Source organism: Acinetobacter pittii, assembly GCF_022449185.1.
Lineage (GTDB): Bacteria > Pseudomonadota > Gammaproteobacteria > Pseudomonadales > Moraxellaceae > Acinetobacter > Acinetobacter pittii_I.
On record NZ_JAKUKO010000006.1, the window covers coordinates 199,102 to 217,607 of the forward strand.

Here is an 18,506-nt window from a genome sequence, read left to right on the forward strand (position 1 = left end):
AAATATATTTTTAGGAGTTTTTGATGGATCTATTCCTTAATCGTAAATCTTTCGTTATTAAAAGTTTAGCTCTTACAGTAACAGCTTTAATGATGAGTGGGGCACATGCTGCAACTTCCGACAAAGCGGAAATTCAACAGCTTCGTAAAGAAGTTGAAGCTTTAAAAGCTTTAATTCAGCAGCAGCAACAAGTTCAGCAACAACAACAGCAAGTGCAGCAACAACAGCAAGTTCAACTTGCTGAAGTTAAGGCTCAACCTGCTGCACCAGTTTCACCTTTAGCATCATTAAAGTCTAAGGCTGGTGCAGATGTAAACCTATATGGTTTTGTTCGTGGTGATGCTAACTATATTATTGAAGGTGCTGATGAAGACTTCAATGCTGTAAGTAAGTCAACTGGTGAAGCAAAAGATAAAATCCGTGCAACAGCTAAAACGACACGTCTTGGTTTAGATTTTACTGCTCCGGTAAATGATGCCAAAGTTGGTGGTAAAATTGAGGTTGACTTTGCGGGTACAAATGATGGCTTACGTATTCGCCATGCTTACTTAACTTATAACAACTGGTTGTTCGGTCAAACAACTTCAAACTTTTTATCTAACCATGCACCAGAAATGATCGACTTCTCGACAAACATTGGTGGTGGTACAAAGCGTGTTCCACAGGTACGTTATAACTACAAACTTGCTCCAGCAACACAATTATTTGTAGCAGCTGAAGAAGGCGATAGTTCAGCAACAGGTGACTCAGTTAAATATAGCTTACCTGTATTAACAGCTAAATTAACCCAAGGCTATGCAGATGGTAAAGGTTCGGCTTCAGCTCGTGTTTTAGTCGAAAATTATAAATCACAAACTACTGGCGACGACAAAACAGGTTGGGGTGTTGCTGCTGGTACAGACTTTAAAGTATCTGATCCTTTAAAACTCTTTGCTGATGCATCATATGTAGTAGGTAATAACACTTACTTATATGGTAGTAACAGTGCTTATGCAGTAGTAAATAACGATATTGAGCAAAACGAATTTGTAGCAGTGCAAGTGGGTGGAACTTATAAAATTTTACCTAACTTACGTTCAACTCTAGCATATGGTGCTCAGTTCGCTGATGACGGCACTGACTATGCTAAAGCAAATACATCTGCGAATGAAAAAGTTCAACAAGCATGGCTCAACGTCATTTACACACCAGTTAAACCAATTGATTTAGGTGTTGAATACGTTAACGGTAAGCGCGATACCTTTGCTGGTAAGTCTTACAAAGATAACCGTGTTGGTTTAATGGCTAAATATAGTTTCTAATAACAATATTTAGTTAAACATTTAAAAAGACGAGGTTAAATCTAACCTCGTCTTTTTTATATAAATTAAAAGAATTGGTACGCTTTAAAGCTTCTGAATTAGATCATTTTTTATTTAAGTCATTTTTAAGTTTCAATTTCTACATTAGAGCATCATAAAAAGATTGAAGTCACCCAAGATGCTGAATTTTTTTTCCACTTTAAAAAATAAACAGATTTCGCTGTTTATGTTTAATTTGATTATAGCCATTTGGTTAGGGGCAATTCTAAATATTGGTTTTTATCACCAAGTCCATCTTTTAACTCCATATTTTGGAATAAAGGCTATTCTATTTTTAGCTGCTACGATAGTTATTGTGGTTGCTGCTTATTATGCGGTTTTACAGATTTTAAACTGGAAATGGACTGCTAAAATTTTTGCAATTTTGCTGGTCGTGATTGGTGGTCTTAGCTCTTATTTCGTCAATACATTAGGTGTAATTATCTCGCCCGATCAGATTCAAAATATGATACAAACCGATGTGTCTGAAGTTTCTGATTTAATTTCATTACGTTTTGGATTTTGGATAGTTTTCTTTGTTGTTCTGCCGATTATTTTAATTACTCAGGTAAAGCTTAAAAAGGAAAAAACATCTCATCTATTGTTGAAAAAAATTAGTTCAATCATTGCTTCTTTTGCAATCGTTGGTGTTTTGCTATTTGTTTATTATGTTGATTTTGCAGCAATATTTCGTGAACATCGTGATCTAAAAGGTATGATTTCACCACAAAATAGTATTTCATCTTTAATGTCTTATTACCACAAAAAGGCGCCTAAGAAGAATTTGCCACTCGTACATTATGGTGAAGATGCTCATCAAGTTCAGCAAGTACAAAGCAACTTGCCTAAATTAATGGTTCTCGTTGTTGGTGAGACAGCTCGTGCGGAAAGTTTTGCATTAAATGGTTATTCGAAAAATACGAACCCGGAACTTTCTAAACAAGATATTTTGAATTTTTCTCAAGTCAGCTCATGTGGTACAGCAACTGCTGTGTCGGTTCCATGTATGTTCTCTGGCATGCCTCGCATTGACTACGATGAACAACTTGCAAGTCACCGTGAAGGTCTATTGGACATTGCTAAACGTGCGGGTTACCAAGTGACTTGGATTGATAACAATTCTGGCTGTAAAGGCGCTTGCGATCGTGTTGAGGAGTATCAAATACCAGAAAAGTTAAAGCAAAAATGGTGTAAAGATGGCGAATGCTACGATGATATTTTAATTGATAGCTTAAATGAGTATTTAGCGACTATTCATAAAGAAGACACTCGTCCGCGTCTAATTGTTTTACACCAAGTCGGAAGTCATGGTCCAGCCTATTACAAGCGTGCACCTGCCCAATATCAACCGTTTAAACCGACTTGTGATACTAATGCGATACAGGGTTGTTCTCAAACGGAGTTATTAAATAGTTATGACGATACGATTGTATATACAGACCATGTGTTAAGTCAGATCATTAATAACCTAAAAGAATTATCGAAATATCAAACAGGTTTATGGTATTTATCTGATCATGGTGAATCAACGGGTGAACATGGTTTATATTTACATGGCTCACCGTATGCAATTGCACCTACCCAACAAACGCATGTACCAATGATGATGTGGTTTTCTGATAGCTGGAAACAACACAACCTTGCGCAAGTGAGTTGTTTAAGCCAACAAACGAAAGAGAAGTTAAGTCAGGATAATTTATTCCCAAGCTTATTAAGTTTGTTAGATGTAAAGACTCAGGTCATCAACCCTCAACTGGATATGCTGCACTCTTGTGCCCATGTGAATTAAAGCGAGCCTAAAACATGACAAAAATCTTGATGATTGAAGATGATTTTATGATTGCAGAGTCAACAATAACGTTGCTGCAATATCATCAATTTGAAGTGGAGTGGGTCAATAATGGCTTAGACGGTCTGGCTCAGTTGGCTAAAAATAAATTCGATTTAATTCTTTTGGACTTAGGGCTACCTATGATGGATGGCATGCAGGTCTTAAAGCAAATTCGACAAAGAGCAGCGACTCCTGTTTTAATTATTTCAGCGCGAGATCAGTTACAAAACCGTGTTGATGGTTTAAACCATGGTGCAGATGATTACTTGATCAAACCATACGAGTTTGATGAGTTACTCGCTCGTATTCATGCGCTATTACGCCGTAGTGGGGTAGAGGCTCAGCTTGCGAATCATGAGCAGCTTTTACAAAGTGGTGATCTGGTTTTAAATGTTGAACAGCATATTGCAACGTTTAAAGGACAGCGTATTGATTTGTCTAATCGTGAATGGGCAATTCTGATTCCTTTAATGAGTCACCCAAATAAAATCTTTTCTAAAGCAAATCTTGAAGATAAGTTATATGATTTCGATAGTGATGTGACCAGTAATACGATTGAAGTATATGTGCATCACCTGAGAGCTAAACTCGGGAAAGACTTTATCCGAACGATTCGAGGATTGGGTTACCGTTTAGGGCAATCGTAACTTAATTTTGGAACTTCTTAACAGTGCATTATTCATTAAAAAAACGACTGATTTGGGGCACCTCAATTTTCAGTGTCATCTTAGGTTGTATATTAATTTTTAGTGCGTATAAAGTTGCACTGCAAGAAGTTGATGAAATTTTAGATACGCAAATGCGTTATTTAGCTGAGCGAACAGCTGAATATCCATTAAAAACGGTAAGCAGTGAGTTTGATTTTCATAAAACTTATCATGAAGAAGATCTATTTGTAGATATTTGGGCTTATAAAGATCAAGCCCATTTATCACACCATCTCCATTTATTGGTTCCACCTGTTACACAAGCTGGCTTTTACTCACATAAAACTAGTAATGGCTTAATCCGTACCTATGTTTTACCGTTAAAGGATTACCAGATTCAGATTAGCCAGCAAGAAAAGGTTCGTGAGGCTTTTGCTTGGGAACTTGCAGGTAGCATGTTCATTCCATATTTGATTATCTTACCATTTGCGATTTTTGCTTTAGCTGCAATTATTCGTCGTGGGCTGAAGCCGATTGATGACTTTAAAAATGAACTGACCCATCGTGACTCAGAAGAGCTAACACCTATTGAGGTTGTAGATTATCCTCAAGAATTGTTACCTACAATTGATGAAATGAATCGACTTTTTGAGCGCATTTCTAAGGCACAAAATGAGCAGAAACAGTTCATTGCAGATGCAGCCCATGAACTTCGAACCCCTGTGACTGCTTTAAATTTACAAACCAAGATTTTAATTAGTCAATTTCCTGAGCAGGAATCGCTGCAAAATTTGAGTAAAGGATTAGCGCGTATTCAGCACTTGGTGACACAGCTTTTAGCGCTAGCTAAGCAGGATGTATCTTTAAGTGTGATTGAACCGACGAGGGCTTTTCAGCTTAATGATGTCGCTTTAAATTGTGTTGAGCAGCTTGTTAATCTGGCTATGCAAAAAGAAATCGATTTAGGGTTTGTTCGTAATGAACCAATTGAAATGCATAGTGTTGAACCAACTGTTCATTCAATTATTTTTAACTTAATTGATAACGCAATCAAATATACGCCCCATGAAGGGATGATTAATATTTCTGTTTTCACTGCGACAGATGGCGATGCATGTATACAAATTGAAGATAGCGGCGCGGGGATCGACCCAGAACATTATGATAAAGTTCTAAAGCGTTTTTACCGTGTACACCACCATCTTGAAGTGGGCAGTGGTTTAGGTCTATCCATTGTTGACCGAGCAACTCAACGTTTAGGTGGGACTCTGACACTAGACCGAAGTTTAGAGCTTGGTGGACTTTCGGTCTTGGTTAAACTTCCAAAGATTTTACATGTTCACGAAACAAGAACTTGATTTATGCAAGTTCTTGTTTGACTCGTTTTTCAAACTCAAAGCGGTGAATACATACGGCATAAAATAAGATATTTACCGCCCAAACCACCCAGCCTGTCCATAAATTATGACTCAGGAAATGGGCGCCACGCATCATTTGTGCCCATCCCATCATAAAGCCTAATAAAATGCCTGAAATGAGATAAAAATAGGCACGTTTAGGTTGCTCAAGGCGATAAACAAAAAAGCCTGTCATTAAAATAAAGCCAGCGCTCGCATGTCCACCTGGAAAGCAATGACCATGGGTAGCGGTAAAGTCCCACACATAACTTAAAGCAGTTGGATGAACCATATTCCAAGGGCAAGCGTGAGTCGATTGTGATTTTAGTAGGCCAACTACACCGCTACCAATCATGCTCACAAAAAACATATAGCCATATTGCCAGCGATGAAGCTTCAATTTTTCTACTTTAAATGATGCAATCCACAGAAATAAAAAGATCACATAAACAGTGGTAATGATCTGTTTTACGATTTCATGATTAAGTCTTTCTAGATACCAATTGTCTCGATTGAAAAAATGACCTGTTGAATCAATCCAAGGCTGGATGAGGTACATATCAATTTTCCCACCCACTGGAAAAACGATTAAAAGCAGAAAAAAACTGAAAAACAGAAGAATGATATTAATCTGGAAAAATTGTTTTTGTTGATTCATGCCATGCAACATCAATTAGATTGTGAGTAAAGGCATTACATAAAATTAAGCTTAAATTGCTCTTAAACTAAATTTAATTTCGTGACCAAAATGATGAGTGGGTGTATCCATTCACAACCTTTTGAGCATAAGAAGTTTAAAGTTTTTGCAAACTATTTGGATAGTAATAAACAAGGAACAGGTTTTGTGAATGGAAATGGTTTTAGTCTTGCGTAGCTTTAGACGCTACTCATGCCGAAACAAAAGTAACGTAATTGATTGATATCATTTGCTATTGCAGAAGAAAAGACTCTGCCGTGCCTAAACAGAATTAAAACATACCTTCTTCAGAATTTGCTGAAATCTTATGAATAGATAAATCTGCACCACGAAACTCGTCTTCTTGAGATAAACGAATGCCAATAGTTGCTTTGAGTAAGCCATAAACAATAAAGCCGCCAGCAAGCGCAATAGCGATCGCGAGCGCTGTTCCGATGAGTTGTGAAGCAAAAGATACGCCACCTAAGCCACCCAGCCATTGTTGACCAAATAAACCTACTGCAATACCACCAAATGCACCGCATACGCCGTGTAAAGGCCACACACCTAACACATCGTCAACTTTGAGTTTGTTTTGAGTATAGGTGAATAGATACACAAACATAGCCCCAGCTGCACCACCAATAACAAGTGCACTGATTGGATGAACAATATCAGAGCCTGCACAGATTGCGACTAAACCAGCAAGTGGCCCATTGTGTAAGAAACCAGGGTCATTTTTCCCAATCGCATTAGCTGTAATCGTACCGCCAACCATTGCCATGAGCGAGTTAATAGCAACTAAGCCAGAAATAGCATCTACACGCTGCGCACTCATCACATTAAAGCCAAACCAGCCGACAATTAAAATCCATGAGCCAAGCGCTAAAAATGGAATAGAAGAAGGTGGATGAGCACTTACACGACCATCTTTCTTATAACGACCAGAACGCGCACCCAATAAAATGACAGCAGCAAGTGCAATCCAACCGCCCATGGCATGAACTACGACTGAACCCGCAAAGTCGTGAAAAGCTGCGCCAAAGGTTGTTTCTAACCACTTTTGCAGACCGTAGTTACCATTCCAGACCATACCTTCGAAAAATGGATATACCAGCGCAACTAAAGCGAGTGTGGCAATCGCTTGTGAACGCATTTTTGCGCGTTCAGCAATACCACCCGAAATAATGGCAGGAATTGCCGCAGCAAAAGTGAGTAAAAAGAAGCAACGCATAAGGTTATAGCCATGATCACTTGATAAAACCGTACCATCATGGAAGAAGTGCTGGCCATAAGAGATGTAGTAGCCAACAAAGAAATATGCGATTGCAGAAAGGGCAAAGTCAGTCAGAATTTTACTAAGTGCGTTCACCTGATTTTTGTGGCGAACCGTACCAAGTTCCAAGAATGCAAAACCTGCGTGCATGGCAAGAACCAAAACAGCACCAAGTAATAAGAAAAATAGATCTACATTTTGCATAGCATGCTCGAAAAAAGTGCTAAATTCCATTTTGGAACAAATCTGGGTCTGTAAATTGCACCAAAATAGATTTAAGGAATCTAAAAACCTAAGTTTGTCGAAACAAACTCAATTGCATAAAAGTGAATATGCAATAAGTGCACCAATTTGAATTGGAAAAGTGTTTTTTGGCGATAAATGGTGCGCCGATTTAGTTAAAATAGGGCAGTTATGGCGCTTTTTACGTTACAAGTCATCTAATACGCTTATAAATTGACCTGAAAAAGTTCGTTATCAAATTCTTAAAAATTATCCGTAATCATTTAATGATTTGACCAAACCTCTTGAGCAACTTCAATAAATGCTTTCACAGCAGGACTCATATGCTTTTTATTTTTGACTGCAAGGCCAATTGAGCGTTTAAGGTTCGGTTTAAATGGGCGTTTAACTACGTTTGGATAAAGCGAGAGTAACTCTTTGGTGATGACCATATCAGAAACAATGGACACCCCTAATTGATTGTGAACCATGCTGACGATACTCAAAATTTGTGAGACATAAAATTTAATGTCTGGCTTCACATTAAAGTTTTTTAAAATTAATTCGACCTGATGTCGACTACCCGCCATTGTCATAATAAAAGGGCAGTTTTCTAGCTGTACTGGATCAATATAGAGTTGCTGAGCGAGTGGGTAACCGCTTGGAATTAAGGCAACAAAACGATCTTCAATTAAAGGGAATGTATCGAATCGCTCATCTGGCATAATCAAAAAACCGACTTCTATGCGCCGTTCCAATAACCACTGAGCAACTTCTTTATCTTCACCTTCATCGATATAAATTTCGATTTTTGGGTAACGCTGCCGAAAGGTTTCTAAAATTTCAGGCAGTAAATAAATAGAGGATGACGCCCCAAAAGATCCAATACGTAATGTGCCTTCATTTAAACCGTGGATTGCAGCTACTTCTTTTTCTAAGGTATCGGAAATACTTAGTAGCTCTTTTACATGAGTAAGTAGCTGCTGACCTGTCGTAGTCAGTTCAATATCACTTTGGGTTCTTGAAATTAGGTTAATGCCCCATTGTTGTTCTAATGATTTAAGTGCATGAGAAACTGCCGACTGAGAAATTCCCAGCTTTTCTGCAGTAGCAGTGAAGCTTTTTAGTTCAGCAATGAGTGCGAAAATTTCAAGCTGGGTAAAGGTCATGTTGTATTTGTTATGAGTAAAAACTCATTTTATCATGAGTTTTCATTATCTTTAATATATGAGTAAGCCAAGCTAATTGCCGAAACAGCAAGCCTCAACAAAACTCGAGTAAAGAAATGAATAGTATTGTTTTATCTCTTTTTCCTTTAGTTGCATTAATTGCATCGGGATACTTATTTAAAAAATATCGTTTTTTTAGCGATGAGTTTTGGGCTGGGGCAGAGAAGCTCAATTACTATATTTTATTTCCAGCTTTGCTTTTTAGTACGCTCTCGACCGCAAAAATTGACTTACAAAGCTTGAGTGCAGCCATTGTTGCGATGTTGATTGTGGTTTTAGCAGTCACCGCCTTTTTATACATCCTCCGAATGTTTTGGCACATACCACCTGCACGTTTTGGTGTGCACGTACAAAGTATGGTTCGCTTTAATACCTATATTGGTTTGGCTCTAGTCACTTCGCTTTTTAAAAGTGAAGGAATGGCAATACTGGCAATTTTATTGGCGCTTTGCATTCCGCTTGTGAATGTTATTTCGGTGCTTGCTCTAACCTCTAAAGAACACATGGCAATTAAACCTGTTTTGATTGCACTGCTTAAAAACCCGTTGATTGCATCATGTGTGGTCGGAGCCGCAGTCAATGCGCTTCATATCCTAATTTGGGAAGGCTTTACTCAGTTTATTAAGCTTTTTTCAGTGTCGAGTTTGCCATTGGGGTTGTTATGTGTTGGCGCAGCTTTGCAGTTTATGCAAATTAAAAAAGACATTGTGGTATTGGCAGCAGATACATTTGCGCGACTTTTAGCAGTGCCTGCCTTGGCTTATGCGGTCTGCATGTGGTTTGATTTACCAAATTTGCAAACACAAATTTTAGTCATTTTCTTTGCGCTACCGACTGCTTCCGCTTCATACATTTTAACCAAAGTTTTGGGTGGTGATAGTCAGCTTATGGCAGCCGTGATTAGCTTTCAAACCTTATGTGCTGCCGTGACTTTGCCATTAGTGATTTGGTGGATTTCTTAAAATATAAAGTTTGGGCAAGTCACATTCTATTTTCTAAAAATGAATAGGCTGATTCTGACTTAAAGAATGCTTAGCTACCTTCCTCATCTGATTATTGCTACACTTTTTTCTTTTTCAGGTGGATGAGTATGTCCTTCGATCTCAAAGTAAGCTTGCAGCAAAGGTCTGAACCGTCTGCACAGCAGAAAAAACTGAATCGCCTGATTGATAAAATAGAGCAGCAAAAAGTTAGTCTGAGCATATGGCAAAATGCACAAGCCGAGATTCAACAGCACATACGGCAAAAACTGATGCCTGTGTATGGCGATTTGCATGAGGTCTTATTTCAGCAGTTGGACCAACTTTGGAATATGTTACATAGCCATGAGTTTTCTAAAGCAGATATACAACAGTTGGATGAAAAAATTGCTCAGCTTGCACAAATATTGAAGCGCTCCAAAATGCTATCTGCTGAACAGTTGGAGCTGGTAAAGCAGATCGATACCTTTTATCAGCAACATGCAGGGGAATCGGTAAAAAAGAATAGAAAAGTTCAGTCAATAAAATCTGAATATGAAGAAAGCGTTGATCAACGTGCAGATTTAGAAGAAGACTTTGAACGGTATGCGGCTGAGCAACAACAAACGCGTGAACAAGCCAAACGGCAAAAACAGCAACAGAAACGTGAACAAGCTGAGCAAATGGCATCGCAGTCACTCAAAACAGTTTATTTAAAAATTGCCGCGATGATTCACCCAGACCGTGAGCAAGATGAAACTAAAAAATTAGAAAAAACCGAGCTGTTTCAACAGGCAAGTCAGGCCTACGAAAAGCAGGATTTGTTTTATTTACTCAAACTCCAGTTACAGCTTGAACAGAATAAAGGGCTAGGCGCTAAAGAATTATCTGCTGAGCAGTTGCGGTTTTATAAACTCGCTTTGGATGCACAAAGTCAGCAGCTTGAAAGCCAAATTGCTGAGATTTTAGATTCTTTTCAATTAGCAAAAAATGTAAAAGCAGAGCATGTACATATTAGTGATGTTTATAAAGCTGTAGAGGCTGACTGCACTGAGCTAAAGCAGCAGGTGAAGTGGGAAAAGGAGCGTTTAAAGCATATGAAAAAAGTGAGTGGGGTAAAGATGTTGTTGGGGTATGGGGTGCTTTGATCTTAAAAAAAGTACCTCTCCTTTTATGGTCGTGATGCTCATTTTCTCGAAGGAGAGGCGTAAAAATATTTAAAATACATTACCTACTATTTTAGATAGGTCATCATCACGAGTAATAGCCCATTTCCAAAATGCAGAAAACGGAAACTCCTTGTCACACATAGCTTTAAGTTGTTCGAGAATTTCAGTTTTTGCTTTAGATGTTAAAGGTAATTCTGGATAAAGTAGTTTATTTTTCAAAATACATAATTGAATTTGATATTTTTGAATTTCTTTTATTAAAGAATGCCTACTTATCCCTCTTAATGCAGTATTTGTTTCATTAAAGCATCTGTTAAGAAGCTCAATAGTTGATGAAATCTCTAAACTATCAGGCAAATTTCCTAGCTGTACAGTTATTTTATGAGCTTCATTATTGGCAAGAGGGCAATGCAACTCAATTGCTTGTGATACATCAATAGATTGACAACAATCCAAAATATTTATATGTGTATCACCTTTAATACTATTACATCTTACACAGGCGTAAAAAAGGTTATGCCAGTCATATTTTTTTGTTTCATCACCTAAATGAGGGTCACGATGTTCGATATTTACATCAGGAAATCCTTGTCTCTCACATAGATAACATTTTGCAAAGAATATATCTTGAAGTACTTCAACAACATCTGCGGCGCGATAGTCTTTAGTAGATTTTGTTAAACTTTTAGGAAAATTAGCAGGTCGAGTAACTGAAAACATGAATTAGTTTCCCTCATGTTTTAATTTAGCAAGTTTATTTTTAGCAACTATATACTGGAGTTGTAGTTCTACTGATAGCTTTTCAAAATCTTTATTAATTTTATTTAATAATTCTTGAATTGCATTTAGGTCTTGAGTTAAGTTTTCTGATTCAATGAATTGTAAAAGCTGATCTGACAGTACTTTAATATTTTTATTTTCTTCCTTTACATGAAAGAGTTCTTTTATTATAGATTCATGAGAATAAAGACTTAAATCTTCTTCAAAAAATTCACCACTAGAAATATCATAAACTACAGTATCATTATTTGTTGAAGTAATCACAAAAGGGGAATGCGTACTTACAATAAATTGAACTTCAGGAAATGATTTCGTAAGAAATGGTAGGATTTTCTTTTGAAGTGAAATATGTAAATGAGCATCAATTTCATCAATTAGAACTACACCATTTAGTTCATTAGGCAGAACATTTAAAAGTCTAGACCTCATTAATAAATCACTGTAAATATCAAATATTGCTGTGAATCCAGATGATAAGGATTGGAAAGTAAATTCGCGATGAGATTGTTTAAGACTAAATTTCCTTTCTTTGTATTCAAATTTTAACTCTGTGGATTCATCTTCAAATAAAAATTTTAGATCTTCATCAAATTTTTTAAACCAAGCATCAATTTGTTCAGCATGTTTTTGGTCATTTTCCTCTGAAAGCGCTAAAGATTTCTCAATTCTAATATTTAATAAATATTGTTCTAAATGTTGTCCTAATTTTGATGAATATTCATGTCTTGCACTATTAATATATTGATTTAGATCACTAGTATTTGTGGTAGATGTAATTTGAGATTGTCTATGTGCCGGAAAAAAATTAAAAGTAACCTTTGAGGCTTGAATATTCTGGTTTAGATTCCCTATACCAGTAACAACTAAACTAATATTTTCTTGATTATAATTAGAGTCTATTTCACTAAAAAGATGGTCAATAGTATATATTTCTGAATGTGTATACAAAAGATTGGGATTCTTCTTTTGTAAAAACTCTTTATATTCTAATATTATATTTTTTAATTCTGTTGCTTTCTTTATAAATATTGTTGTTTCATGAGGGTTATAACAATCTGTTTGACCTAATAATCCCTCTAAAGAACTTAGAGTATGTGAGTAATTTAAATTATTATTTATATGATTTATATATTCAATATTATTTTCTAAATGAGATAATTCTAATTTTAAAATATTTATAATATTAATTTTTTGCATGTAATGATGCTGAGAAATATGAGGAATTTCATTAATAAGTTTACTTAATATTGTATTATTTAATTGATTTAAGAATCTAGTTTTTCCTACTCCATTTTTTCCAGTTAATATTAAATTTCGTTCATTTAAATCAATATTAATAGAATGCTGTATAAAGTCTAGCTCTGCACTAATTTTTTGGATATATTTCATTTTAAAAAAGTATAAAAGGCTGAATAATCAGCCCTTTATACTACAGATTAAATTGTGAACTTTAAAGATTAGAGCGCAGCAATCTGTTCCATATTCGCTTTAACTTTCTCTAACTGAGCTGCAAACTCAGCAAGCTTCGCTTTTTCACCTTCAACTACTGCTGCCGGTGCTTTAGATACAAAGCCTTCGTTTGCAAGTTTGCCCGCGATTTGGTCGTGTTGCTTTTGGATTTTATCCAAGTCTTTTTGCAAACGAGCAAGTTCAGCTTTAGGGTCAATTAAGCCTTTCATTGGTACAAATACCGATGCATGGCTTACAACGCTAGAGCAAGATAAAGGTGGTTCTTGGTCTTTATTCAAGAACTCAATGCTTTCAACTTTAGCCAATGCTTTGAACAATGCTTCAATACGAATAATTTGTTCACGTTCAGCATCAGATGTGTTTTGAAGTAATACTGGCAACAAGCGCGCATTACCTAAGCCCAACTCACCACGGATGTTACGTACGGCACCAATCAAACCTTGAAGCCATTGCATATCTGCTTCAGCTTGTTCATTGATTTTTGCTTGCTCAGGAATAGGGTATTGAGCAGTCATAATCGTTGGGCCGCCTTGACCAAGCATTGGTGCAAGAGTCTGCCAGATTTCTTCTGTCAAATATGGCATAAGCGGATGAGCCAAACGCAATGAAGCTTCCATGACTGCAAGCAATACACGGCGTACTTCAGCTTTACGCTCTTCAGACACTTCTGCATCATTCAGAACTGGTTTAGTTAACTCAACGTACCAGTCACAGTATTCATTCCAAATAAAGTCGTAAATCGCTTGTGCAGCAAGGTCTAAACGGTACGTTGCGAACGCTTGATGTACAGCAGCTTCCGCTTTTTGTAGACGGCTGATGATCCATTGTTCTGGAAGTTCCCAAAGATCAGGGCGGGCCTCTTGACCAACAGTTTGACCTTCAACATTCATCAGAACGAAACGAGTTGCGTTCCAGATTTTGTTACAGAAGTTACGGTAGCCTTCAACACGTTTTAAATCGAACTTGATGTCTCGACCCGTGTTTGCAAGCGCACAGAATGTGAAACGAACTGCGTCAGTACCATAAGCATTGATGCCTTCTGGGAACTCTTTGCGTGTTGATTTTTCAATCTTCGCTGCATCTTTTGGGTTCATTAGGCCAGTTGTACGTTTTGCAACTAAGCTTTCTAAATCAATACCGTCAATCAAGTCTAATGGGTCAAGTACGTTACCTTTAGACTTAGACATTTTTTGACCTTCACCATCACGCACCAAGCCGTGAACGTAAACAGTCTTGAATGGTACTTGAGATGAACCGTCTTCATTTTTCATGAAGTGAAGGGTCATCATGATCATACGGGCAACCCAGAAGAAAATGATGTCAAAACCCGTCACCAATACATCTGTTGGATGGAAAGTTTTTAAGAAATCATTTACATCGTCTTGCTTCGCATCGCCAGTCCAACCTAAAGTTGAGAATGTCCAAAGCGCAGAAGAGAACCATGTATCAAGAACGTCTTCGTCTTGTTTAAGTTCAACATCAGCAGCGATGTTATTTTTCGCGCGGACTTCTTCTTCGTTACGGCCAACATAGATGTTGCCATTTGCATCGTACCAAGCTGGAATACGGTGACCCCACCAAAGCTGACGTGAAATACACCAGTCTTGAATGTCACGCATCCACGCCATGTACATGTTGCTATATTGTTCTGGAACAAACTTAATGCGACCATCTTGAACTGCTTCAATTGCAGGTTCAGCAAGAGGCGCAATTTTTACGTACCATTGGTCAGTCAATAATGGCTCAATGATCACGCCTGAACGGTCGCCACGTGGAGCTTTTAAGTCATACGGTTGGATTTGATCTAACCAGCCTTCAGCTTCAGCTTGAGCAACTAATTTTTTACGTGCTTCAAAACGCTCTAAACCAGCATATTCCGCAGGTGCAGTAATGGTTTTAGAAATTTGTTCGCCAGCTTTGGCAATATATTCAAACTCACCTAAAACTTCGGCATTTTTGTTGAAGATATTAATGATTGGTAAGCTATTGCGTTTACCTAGGTCATAGTCATTGAAGTCGTGAGCAGGCGTGATTTTTACACAGCCAGTACCGAAGTCTTTTTCAACGTAGTCGTCAGCAACGATTGGAATTAAACGACCCGTAATTGGTAATACAATATTTTTACCAACAAGGTGTGCATAACGCTCATCTTCAGGATGAACAGCAACCGCAGTATCACCGAGTAAAGTTTCAGGACGAGTTGTTGCAACCACTAAATAGTCTTTGCCGTCTTGAGTTTTAACTGATTTGTCTTCAAAGAAATATTTAAAATGCCAAAGTGAGCCTTTTTCTTCTTTGCTTTCTACTTCAAGGTCAGAAAGTGCTGTTTGAAGTTTAGGGTCCCAGTTTACAAGACGCTTACCACGGTAAATTAAACCGTCTTCATGTAAACGAACGAATACTTCTTTAACTGCGTTTGATAAACCTTCGTCCATCGTGAAGCGTTCACGTGACCAGTCTACCGAAGAACCTAAGCGACGAATTTGTTTAGTGATCGTGCCGCCAGATTGTTCTTTCCATTCCCAAACTTTTTCGATGAACTTTTCACGGCCTAAGTCGTGACGAGTTACGCCTTGTAAGCCCAGTTGACGCTCAACAACCATTTGAGTTGCAATACCAGCATGGTCTGTACCTGGTTGCCACAAAGTGTTTTTACCCATCATGCGGTTATAACGGGTGAGGGCATCCATAATGGCATTGTTAAAACCATGGCCCATGTGCAAACTACCAGTGACGTTTGGTGGCGGAATCATGATACAGAATGATTCACCGTGACCAGAAGGTTTGAAGTAACCTTGTTCTTCCCACGTTTTGTACCACTTCTTTTCGATCTCGGTTGGATCGTATGTGGTTGCAATATTTTGAGCAGTTTGAGCGTCAGTCATAGTAGCTTAGATCGAATATGCATAAAAAATTGCATCTATTGTAGCAAAAAAATGCCTCGAAATTAATGTGCTGAAAACAGATAAACGGTTTTGTATTTTTTTCAAAAAACGGTAGATTTATGAAAGATGGATCACAATTTAATCGTGTGGCGACACGGCACAAAAATTACAAAAGAATTGAAAAAGGATGCTACTGATGAGTTATGAAGTTTTTTTGAAAATTTCCGATTCAACTTATACCCAATTCGAGGCTATTCGGCAAAAACTGCATGATGGGGTAAGCCAAAGTCAGGCAAAAGTTTTGGGGGATGTATTGTCTGATCTTTCTTGTGAAATTATTGAGCAAGTGTTCTCTGTATTATTAAAGAATGAGCAAGGCAATTCAGCCATGACTGATAAACAGCGCCACGAGTCCGAGAAAGTTTTACAGCAAATTTTAGATACTTTCCGAAAGTATATGCCTTGGTCAGTCTCTTTTTTTGGTAATGAACGACTTTTACCTTTAGTGGATTATATGACGTCACTCATGAAAGAGCGTGAGCAAGAGGTTTATATTACATACCCGATCACACCTCAACTTGTGCAACAGGCCCAAACACTGACGGAACAAATACGTGAGGGTAATATGCAAAGCGTAGAAAAAGCTTTTCAAACCTTAATTCAAATTGTGGATTTAGGCGTAACAAGCCTAGTACGTGAACCTAAAAAACGTTTAAAATTTAATTTGGTTGTCGATAAAACCTTAAATGGGGTCATTAATATGACAACGCATTTGGGCTATAAACGTTTGGAAAAATTGGGGACGCAGGTTGATCAAACGACCGCAACTCACTATATCAATCACTTTTTGGCCTTCATGCACCAAGCAGCATAATTTAAAAAGATAATAGGAAGTCAAAATGGCCAAACTTGATACTTTGCAAAATAAAGTGGTATGGATTACGGGAGCATCTTCTGGATTAGGTAAAGCTTTAGCTGGTGAGTTGGCTCTGCAAGGTGCTCAAGTGATTTTAACTTCACGTCGCTTTGAAGAGTTAGAAGAGGTTCGTGTTGGTTTACTGCATCCAGACCAGCATTTGTCGGTAGTTGCAGATATTACGGATGAAAAGCAGGTTCAAGAGGCTTATGAGCAGATTTTAAAAGCCAAAGGCCGAATTGACTGGCTTATTAATAATGCAGGTTTAAGCCAACGCGCTTTGATTCAAGACACGACAATGGCAACCGAACGCGCCATTATGGAAGTCGATTATTTCTCACAAGTCGCACTCACCAAAACCGTATTACCAACTATGCTAAAACAAAAGTCTGGCCGAGTTGTATTTGTGTCGAGTGTAGCGGGTTTATTAGGTACGCAGTACCGTGCAACTTACTCGGCTGCTAAAGCGGCAATTCACATGTGGGCAAATAGTTTACGTGCTGAGGTCTCAGATCAAGGTGTCGAAGTTTCAGTTATTTTCCCTGGCTTCGTAAAAACCAATGTTTCTTTTAATGCGCTCAATGGCGCAGGGGAACCTCAGGGCCATCAAGACGAAGCAATTGAAAATGGTTTAGAGGCAGATGTTTTTGCTGAGCAAGCTGTAAAAGCGTTAGTACAGGGTCAAGAATATATTGTTGTGGGTGGGGCCAAAGAAAAACTAGGTGTGATGGTTTCTCGGATGTCACCAAAACTTCTTTATAAAATGATTCGGAAAACAAAAGTAAAATAAAAAAGCGATTTTGCCGTGCTAAATTGGTGAAAAAACCGCATAGAAGGTTCACCATGGATCAGGATTATCACCGTATTTTAGAAGTCGTCACGCGTTTTCAATTGGTCTTTGATCAGAAAAATTGGGATGCTTTTGATGAGTTGTTGGCAGATCAACTTGAGGTGGACTATTTCCAATTTAGAGGAGAGCCTTTATGTGTCGTGTCTTGTCATGAATATAAAGGTTCTCGGCAACAAGCTTTATCCCATTTGCGACTACAGCACAATTTGAGCAATCCTCTGGTTCGAATTGAACAAGATCAAGCATGGCTAGAATGTAATTATCAAATTTATCGTTTTTCAGAAAATGATTATTTTCATTCTTTTGGTCGTTATTATTTTACTTTGGCGAAACAACAAGACCACTGGAAAATTACCCGAATTTGCCAACATTTAACTAAAAATATTGGCAATCCACGTATTCATTTTTCTGAGGTTGGGCAGTATTAATCTTTAACTGCTGTTCCATAAGCAAAAACTTCGACCATTCCGCCTTGCATACCAAGTTCGGTTGTACTCAACCGAACTCCCATAATATGAGTAGCACCGACACTTTGAGCTTGTTGTTTTAAACGTACAATTGCCTCTCGGCGAGCACGCTCAACAATACTTTCATAACTGGTCAGTCTTCCGCCCAAAACATTTTTTATAGATGCCAATACATATTTAAAGTAATCATGAGAAATCACAACATTACTGCTAATAAAGTGGCCTAGCTGATCACTTGTTGCAAAACGATTGGTATCAATTCTGATATGGGCAAATTTTTGCTCTTTTTCTAGAAGTTCATTCAAATGTTTTCGTTCAATATGGCGGCCAAAAGCCCAACCAATACTGAAAAGAATGAGAAAAATAACAAGCTGAAAAATAAGATTGTCCAT

17 protein-coding genes are annotated in these 18,506 nt (G+C 37.7%); 10 read left to right on the forward strand and 7 right to left on the reverse strand.

The window, feature by feature from the left end:
- Positions 1-23 precede the first annotated feature (23 nt).
- The 4 genes from MKX14_RS14390 (at position 24) to MKX14_RS14405 (ending at position 5,176) form a co-directional block, all read left to right on the forward strand.
- A complete protein-coding gene (locus tag MKX14_RS14390; RefSeq protein ID WP_046812522.1) occupies positions 24-1,301 on the forward strand; it encodes a DcaP family trimeric outer membrane transporter in 1,278 nt (425 codons plus the stop codon).
- 178 nt (positions 1,302-1,479) lie between these two features.
- On the forward strand, positions 1,480-3,129 hold the full coding sequence (gene yjdB, locus MKX14_RS14395; RefSeq protein WP_240282778.1) for a phosphoethanolamine transferase: 1,650 nt from the start codon (positions 1,480-1,482) through the stop codon (positions 3,127-3,129).
- A 14-nt stretch (positions 3,130-3,143) separates the two neighbouring features.
- Entirely contained in the window at positions 3,144-3,818 is a 675-nt protein-coding gene (locus MKX14_RS14400; RefSeq protein WP_002116411.1) for a DNA-binding response regulator PmrA, read from the forward strand.
- A gap of 23 nt (positions 3,819-3,841) precedes the next feature.
- Positions 3,842-5,176 (forward strand): two-component system sensor histidine kinase PmrB, encoded by a 1,335-nt coding sequence (locus MKX14_RS14405; RefSeq protein WP_017482107.1) that lies wholly within the window; start codon positions 3,842-3,844, stop codon positions 5,174-5,176.
- A gap of 1 nt (position 5,177) precedes the next feature.
- On the opposite strand, the gene MKX14_RS14410 is transcribed toward MKX14_RS14405, so the two are convergent.
- On the reverse strand, positions 5,178-5,885 hold the full coding sequence (locus MKX14_RS14410) for a phosphatase PAP2 family protein (RefSeq protein WP_240282779.1): 708 nt from the start codon (positions 5,883-5,885) through the stop codon (positions 5,178-5,180).
- 69 nt (positions 5,886-5,954) lie between these two features.
- Between MKX14_RS14410 and MKX14_RS14415 the strand changes: the two genes are divergently transcribed.
- The gene (locus MKX14_RS14415) at positions 5,955-6,089 is read left to right on the forward strand and encodes a hypothetical protein (protein ID WP_133481432.1); all 135 of its coding nucleotides are present in this window, start codon (positions 5,955-5,957) and stop codon (positions 6,087-6,089) included.
- 94 nt (positions 6,090-6,183) lie between these two features.
- Here MKX14_RS14415 and MKX14_RS14420 read toward each other — a convergent pair whose 3' ends face one another.
- A complete protein-coding gene (locus MKX14_RS14420; RefSeq protein ID WP_025466615.1) occupies positions 6,184-7,371 on the reverse strand; it encodes an ammonium transporter in 1,188 nt (395 codons plus the stop codon).
- A gap of 302 nt (positions 7,372-7,673) precedes the next feature.
- The gene (locus tag MKX14_RS14425; protein ID WP_240282780.1) at positions 7,674-8,558 is read right to left on the reverse strand and encodes a LysR family transcriptional regulator; all 885 of its coding nucleotides are present in this window, start codon (positions 8,556-8,558) and stop codon (positions 7,674-7,676) included.
- 116 nt (positions 8,559-8,674) lie between these two features.
- Here MKX14_RS14425 and MKX14_RS14430 point away from each other — a divergent pair, with 116 nt between their 5' ends.
- Together MKX14_RS14430 and MKX14_RS14435 are read left to right on the forward strand one after the other, a co-directional pair.
- Positions 8,675-9,580 (forward strand): AEC family transporter, encoded by a 906-nt coding sequence (locus MKX14_RS14430; RefSeq protein WP_240282781.1) that lies wholly within the window; start codon positions 8,675-8,677, stop codon positions 9,578-9,580.
- Between the two features lie 128 nt (positions 9,581-9,708).
- Positions 9,709-10,725 carry a molecular chaperone DnaJ gene (locus MKX14_RS14435; RefSeq protein ID WP_240282782.1) on the forward strand — a complete coding sequence of 339 codons (1,017 nt, stop codon included), beginning with the start codon at positions 9,709-9,711 and terminating at the stop codon, positions 10,723-10,725.
- A 69-nt stretch (positions 10,726-10,794) separates the two neighbouring features.
- Here MKX14_RS14435 and MKX14_RS14440 read toward each other — a convergent pair whose 3' ends face one another.
- The 3 genes from MKX14_RS14440 to valS all read right to left on the reverse strand — a co-directional run bounded on the left by MKX14_RS14440 (position 10,795) and on the right by valS (position 15,881).
- The gene (locus tag MKX14_RS14440; protein ID WP_240282783.1) at positions 10,795-11,466 is read right to left on the reverse strand and encodes an HNH endonuclease; all 672 of its coding nucleotides are present in this window, start codon (positions 11,464-11,466) and stop codon (positions 10,795-10,797) included.
- A 3-nt stretch (positions 11,467-11,469) separates the two neighbouring features.
- The gene (locus MKX14_RS14445; protein WP_240282784.1) at positions 11,470-12,915 is read right to left on the reverse strand and encodes an AAA family ATPase; all 1,446 of its coding nucleotides are present in this window, start codon (positions 12,913-12,915) and stop codon (positions 11,470-11,472) included.
- Positions 12,916-12,983: 68 nt separating this feature from the next.
- Positions 12,984-15,881 carry a valine--tRNA ligase gene (gene valS / locus MKX14_RS14450; RefSeq protein WP_240282785.1) on the reverse strand — a complete coding sequence of 966 codons (2,898 nt, stop codon included), beginning with the start codon at positions 15,879-15,881 and terminating at the stop codon, positions 12,984-12,986.
- Positions 15,882-16,077: 196 nt separating this feature from the next.
- Here valS and MKX14_RS14455 point away from each other — a divergent pair, with 196 nt between their 5' ends.
- From MKX14_RS14455 to MKX14_RS14465, 3 genes are read left to right on the forward strand one after another with little or no spacing between them, the layout of a single operon-like run.
- Positions 16,078-16,755 carry a hypothetical protein gene (locus MKX14_RS14455; protein ID WP_240282786.1) on the forward strand — a complete coding sequence of 226 codons (678 nt, stop codon included), beginning with the start codon at positions 16,078-16,080 and terminating at the stop codon, positions 16,753-16,755.
- A 25-nt stretch (positions 16,756-16,780) separates the two neighbouring features.
- A complete protein-coding gene (locus tag MKX14_RS14460) occupies positions 16,781-17,587 on the forward strand; it encodes an SDR family NAD(P)-dependent oxidoreductase (RefSeq protein WP_240282787.1) in 807 nt (268 codons plus the stop codon).
- A gap of 53 nt (positions 17,588-17,640) precedes the next feature.
- Entirely contained in the window at positions 17,641-18,075 is a 435-nt protein-coding gene (locus MKX14_RS14465) for a nuclear transport factor 2 family protein (protein ID WP_016143340.1), read from the forward strand.
- On the opposite strand, the gene MKX14_RS14470 is transcribed toward MKX14_RS14465, so the two are convergent.
- Positions 18,072-18,506, reverse strand: a complete 435-nt coding sequence (locus tag MKX14_RS14470) for a YbjQ family protein (protein WP_005064507.1) — start codon at positions 18,504-18,506, stop codon at positions 18,072-18,074. The genes MKX14_RS14465 and MKX14_RS14470 overlap by 4 nt on opposite strands.

Bases quoted from the DNA above. Each gene is read 5' to 3' on its own strand.
- MKX14_RS14445 (WP_240282784.1), bottom strand. From the start codon at position 12,915: ATGAAATATATCCAAAAAATTAGTGCAGAGCTAGACTTTATACAGCAT.
- MKX14_RS14420 (WP_025466615.1), bottom strand. From the start codon at position 7,371: ATGCAAAATGTAGATCTATTTTTCTTATTACTTGGTGCTGTTTTGGTT.
- MKX14_RS14390 (WP_046812522.1), top strand. From the start codon at position 24: ATGGATCTATTCCTTAATCGTAAATCTTTCGTTATTAAAAGTTTAGCT.
- MKX14_RS14430 (WP_240282781.1), top strand. From the start codon at position 8,675: ATGAATAGTATTGTTTTATCTCTTTTTCCTTTAGTTGCATTAATTGCA.
- MKX14_RS14455 (WP_240282786.1), top strand. From the start codon at position 16,078: ATGAGTTATGAAGTTTTTTTGAAAATTTCCGATTCAACTTATACCCAA.
- MKX14_RS14460 (WP_240282787.1), top strand. From the start codon at position 16,781: ATGGCCAAACTTGATACTTTGCAAAATAAAGTGGTATGGATTACGGGA.
- valS (WP_240282785.1), bottom strand. From the start codon at position 15,881: ATGACTGACGCTCAAACTGCTCAAAATATTGCAACCACATACGATCCA.
- MKX14_RS14400 (WP_002116411.1), top strand. From the start codon at position 3,144: ATGACAAAAATCTTGATGATTGAAGATGATTTTATGATTGCAGAGTCA.
- MKX14_RS14435 (WP_240282782.1), top strand. From the start codon at position 9,709: ATGTCCTTCGATCTCAAAGTAAGCTTGCAGCAAAGGTCTGAACCGTCT.
- MKX14_RS14440 (WP_240282783.1), bottom strand. From the start codon at position 11,466: ATGTTTTCAGTTACTCGACCTGCTAATTTTCCTAAAAGTTTAACAAAA.
- yjdB (WP_240282778.1), top strand. From the start codon at position 1,480: ATGCTGAATTTTTTTTCCACTTTAAAAAATAAACAGATTTCGCTGTTT.
- MKX14_RS14410 (WP_240282779.1), bottom strand. From the start codon at position 5,885: ATGTTGCATGGCATGAATCAACAAAAACAATTTTTCCAGATTAATATC.
- MKX14_RS14465 (WP_016143340.1), top strand. From the start codon at position 17,641: ATGGATCAGGATTATCACCGTATTTTAGAAGTCGTCACGCGTTTTCAA.
- MKX14_RS14470 (WP_005064507.1), bottom strand. From the start codon at position 18,506: ATGGACAATCTTATTTTTCAGCTTGTTATTTTTCTCATTCTTTTCAGT.
- MKX14_RS14425 (WP_240282780.1), bottom strand. From the start codon at position 8,558: ATGACCTTTACCCAGCTTGAAATTTTCGCACTCATTGCTGAACTAAAA.